The organism is Terriglobales bacterium (genome assembly GCA_035764005.1).
Lineage (GTDB): Bacteria > Acidobacteriota > Terriglobia > Terriglobales > Acidobacteriaceae > Gp1-AA112.
In genome coordinates, this window is record DASTZZ010000035.1 from 1 (window position 1) to 4,399 (window position 4,399).

Here is a 4,399-nt window from a genome sequence, read left to right on the forward strand (position 1 = left end):
CTCGTCGAGTTCGTCGAGCACGCCCACAACAGGCAAGCGGCCGACGAATTCTGGAATTAACCCGAATTTGATCAGATCCTGCGGCTCGACTTTCGAGAGCATTTCAGTATCGCGCTTCGGCACAGCTTTTTCCTGCTGCTCGCCTTCCTTCGCCTCAGCCTTGAATCCGAGCGACTTTTTGCCGATACGGCGCGCGATCACCTTCTCCAGGCCAACAAAAGCGCCGCCACAGATGAAGAGAATGTTGGTGGTATCTACCGGCGTAAATTCCTGGTGCGGATGTTTGCGGCCACCCTGTGGCGGAACATTGGCGACTGTGCCTTCGAGAATCTTCAGCAGCGCCTGCTGGACGCCTTCACCCGAGACGTCGCGCGTGATGGAAGGATTCTCGTCTTTGCGTCCGATCTTGTCGATTTCGTCTATGTAGATGATGCCGGTCTGCGCGCGTCCTACATCGCCGTCGGCAGCCTGCAGCAGCTTGAGAATGATGTTCTCCACATCTTCGCCGACGTATCCGGCTTCCGTGAGCGTCGTCGCATCGACGATCGCGAACGGAACGTCGAGCATTTTGGCCAGAGTCTGGGCCAGCAGAGTCTTGCCGCTGCCAGTCGGACCGATCAGCATGATGTTCGATTTCGAGAGCTCCACCTCGCCGTTGCGATTCCGGTTCATGTGGATGCGCTTGTAGTGGTTGTAGACAGCTACTGCGAGCTTCTTCTTGGTCTGCTCCTGCCCGATTACGTACTCGTCGAGGAACTGCTTCACCTCGGCCGGCTTGGGCAGATGGTTAGGTGCAGCGGTGGAGTGCGTCTCTGTCCGGTCATCTTCAAGAATCGAGTTGCACACCGCAACGCATTCATCGCAGATGTAAGCGCGCGGGTAATCGCTGGGCGAAGAAATCAGTTTCGCTACAGCGTCTTGAGACTTGTGGCAGAAGGAACAGCGCAGGTTGTCGTCAGAACCGGAACGGGTTTTCACAATGTACTCCTGTTTACCCTAAGCACCACGACCGATCAATAAAGCAAAGAACCGAGTTACTTCGGGATTAGGGTAACCATGTACCCTCGTCTCCGATTTGCAGCAGCTCCGCGCCGAGTGGCGTTGGTTGCTGGTCATTGCCGAACGCGAGAAAACTGGGGGATTTCTCAAATAACTGATCGGGCTTTGGTCATTCTATATTCAAATTTCGGCAGCAGGGGGTCACACCATCGATTCCTCACTTATGACCTTTGTGCAATACCCGTCCGAAACTTTCGGATGGCAGCTCGTTGTGCTGCATCACTTGTGCTTGTAGATGATGTCGTCGACGATTCCGTAATCCTTGCTCTGCTGCGCGTTCATGATGAAGTCGCGCTCCACGTCTTTTTCGACTTTCTCCAGCTTTTGTCCCGTGTGCTTGGCCATGATGTTGTTCATGATCTCGCGCATGCGCAGAATTTCGCGCGCGTGAATGTCGATGTCGGTCGCCTGGCCGGAGATGCCGCCGCCCATGATGTGCGGCTGGTGAATCAGAATGCGCGAGTTTGGCAGAGCAAAACGTTTTTTGGCAGTTCCCGCCGCCAATAGAACAGCCGCCATGCTGGCTGCCTGGCCGATGCAGATGGTCATGATGTCGTTCTTGACGAACTGCATGGTGTCATAGATCGCCATGCCGGCAGTGATCGAGCCGCCGGGAGAATTGATGTAGAGCTGAATGTCTTTCTCCGGATCTTCAGCAGCCAGGAACAGCATCTGCGCGATCACCAGATTGGCGATGGTGTCGTCGATAGGCGTGCCGATGAAAACGATGTTGTCACGCAGCAGACGCGAGTAGATGTCGTACGCACGCTCTCCGCGGCTGGTCTGCTCTACTACCATTGGAACCAGGGCCATTGCAGGTAATCCTTTCTTCTATCCCTTACAGGCAATCGGTACGTCGTATTCTCTGTCACGCTCAGAGCGCATTGTCATCCCGAACGAAGTGAGGGAACCCTACTCAACCCCAAGCGTTTCGTTACAGTAGGGATTCCTCGCTACGCTCGGAATGACAAAGCTCCCTTAAGCAGATCGTTGATATAGAAAGTCTAGCGTCTTCTCGTTGCGAATGCGCTCGCGGATACGCTCCAACGCGCCATCATCCGTCAGCTTCTTGCGTACGGCTTCGATGGGCTGGCGAGATTGAGCCGCAAAGCGTTCCACTTCGGTATCGAGTTCGGCGTCGCTGGCCTGGATGTTCTCCTTTTCCGCAATCTTCTCCAGAATCAGGGATGCCTTTACTTCGCGGGTCGCTGCATCACGCTGCGCATTGCGCAAACGGCCGACGTCCATCTTGCGCAGATCCTCAGCTCGCATGCCCTGGGCCGCGAGCGCACGAAAGCCGCGCTCTAATCGAGATGTGACCTGTTGCTCAACCAGCGATTCCGGGATCGGGAACTGATTGCGGCGGACCAGTTCTTCCACCAGCCTGTCCTTGGCAGCGTGCTCGATCGCGTGTTTCTTCTGTGCTTCGAGCTGCTCGCGAATGCGCGTGCGCAGCTCGTCGACGCTCTTGAATTCTCCAAGCTCTTTCGCGAACTCATCGTTCAGTTCGGGAACCTGTTTCCGCTTGATCCCTTTAATCTGCACCTTGTACTCCAGAGTCTTTCCGGCAAGACGCTTGTCCTGCGCATCCTCTGGATATGCAATTGCGAAGGTCCGTTCTTCGCCCGCTTTGGCGCCGCGCAGGTTCTCGCTGAATTCCTTCACGGTATTCGCGCCGCCAATGTCGATGAGTACATCGTCCAGGTGGACCGGCTGAGCACCAGTCGGCCTGGTTTCTTCTGTCGAGCTGATCGGATTTCCTGCCGGATCGACCAGCCCTGAAGACTGCTTCTCAACCGGAGTGCCGGTGAAGCTGGCTTGCGCGAAATCGCCGTCCTGCAGCCCGCGATCTTCGTCGACAGAGCTGTAGCTGGCCTGGTTCTCTCGCAAGGACTGCAGCTCTTGCTCGACCTCGTCCTCGCTAACCCTGGTGTCGCCCTTCTCAGCTTTAAGGTCGTCATAAGGTGAGAGTTCGATTTTGGGCATGACCTCGAAAACAGCTTTGAACCGGAGCGGCTCTCCATCTTCAAAATGGAAATCTGTAATACGGGGCTGGGAAATAGGCGAGAATCCCTGCTTCTGCACTTCCTCGCGGAAGAACTTGGGAACGAGCGACTCAACGACTTCCTGCTTCAGTTCGTCGGCGAAACGGCGCCGCACCAGACCTGCCGGAGTCTTCCCACGACGGAATCCGGGAACTCGCGCCATCTTCTGATAGCGGGTGACGAACGAATCCAGCTCGCCGGAAACGACCTCTGCAGGAATATCGACGGAAATTTCGCGCTCGCACTCTCCCAGCGGGCGATGCTCGTGAGTATGCGGGTGATCGTGCGTTTCTGACGCGTTCTGTTCGCTCGTTTCGGTTTCTGATTCCGGCAAAGTGATTGTTCCTGCTCGCAAAAGTGGCCAGTCTGCACTCGGTGAAGTTCAGCGAGGTCGGCCCGAGCCTCAAGTTTAAGACCCGCGAAACAATGCGGTCAAACCAAGGGAACGTGCAAAAACAGTGCTGCAGAGCAACGTGCGTCAACACGTGCTCAATAAGCGGCATCTATCTTTGCAACATCAACAAACAGGCAGGGAAAACCTATGAACGAGCGCCACAAATCCGGCGTGAGTGCGACCTTGTGCTTACTGTTGGCAATGGGAGTAACGACGTTACCGCTCGCTGCCAAATCCTCTCCACGAAGCGACATGAACGCAGTCACCACTGAATCCACTTATAACGCGACGAGCACTGCTGCCGATCGCAGCACCGACACGACGCAAGACACAACCACCACCAGGACCAGACGAGATGTGCAGCAAGAGCGCCATCACCACAGCAACAAGAAGCGCGGGATCATCATCGGCGGCACCGCGCTGACCGGCATGCTGGTCGGCGCATCCGTTGCTGGACCCGTGGGAGCATTAGCGGGTGCAGGCGTAGGCGCAGGCGTCGGCATGGTGCTTGCGCACATCTTCTAACCGCAGCCATGAAGCTGCGAAGTCATGGAGCTTCGCAGCTTTACATCCGACGTGGTGACGCTTCTTTTTGCCACTCTGCGTGCATCGAACAGAGTAGGATGGCACACCCGGATTGCAGTCTGATTGAGCTTCAGCCTCGTTCCGATTCGGAATATATATCGCATAGCCGTACCGTCCTGACTACCGATCCGGGAGGCTGGGTGACTGGACACTCTGACCAGGGACTCTGGATCTACCAGTCGCGCGCGCTATCCCGTCTCCTCTGGAAGGTCAACGGAGAGCAGCCGCAGCTCAGCGCATTCTCGCTGGTAAACCAGAACAGCTCGCTCGGTTACTACATCGCCGCTCCGAAGAACTGGAAAGAAACGCCGACCAA

5 protein-coding genes are annotated in these 4,399 nt (G+C 56.1%); 2 read left to right on the forward strand and 3 right to left on the reverse strand.

Annotation, left to right across the window (positions count from 1 at the left end; genetic code table 11):
- From clpX to tig, 3 genes are all read right to left on the reverse strand, one after another.
- The coding region (gene clpX, locus VFU50_06545) for an ATP-dependent Clp protease ATP-binding subunit ClpX (protein HEU5232500.1) at nt 1–978 on the reverse strand (978 nt) is incomplete at its 3' end.
- Nucleotides 979–1,278: 300 nt separating this feature from the next.
- Nucleotides 1,279–1,872 carry an ATP-dependent Clp endopeptidase proteolytic subunit ClpP gene (clpP, locus tag VFU50_06550; protein HEU5232501.1) on the reverse strand — a complete coding sequence of 198 codons (594 nt, stop codon included), beginning with the start codon at nt 1,870–1,872 and terminating at the stop codon, nt 1,279–1,281.
- 165 nt (nt 1,873–2,037) lie between these two features.
- Nucleotides 2,038–3,438: a trigger factor gene (gene tig / locus VFU50_06555; protein HEU5232502.1), complete on the reverse strand. Its 1,401-nt coding sequence runs from the start codon at nt 3,436–3,438 to the stop codon at nt 2,038–2,040.
- Nucleotides 3,439–3,645: 207 nt separating this feature from the next.
- On the opposite strand from tig, the gene VFU50_06560 reads away from it, so the two are divergent.
- Nucleotides 3,646–4,023, forward strand: coding sequence for a hypothetical protein (locus VFU50_06560; GenBank protein ID HEU5232503.1), 378 nt, complete (start codon nt 3,646–3,648; stop codon nt 4,021–4,023).
- 98 nt (nt 4,024–4,121) lie between these two features.
- A partial coding sequence (locus tag VFU50_06565; protein HEU5232504.1) for a glycogen debranching N-terminal domain-containing protein occupies nt 4,122–4,399 on the forward strand: 278 nt, incomplete at its 3' end.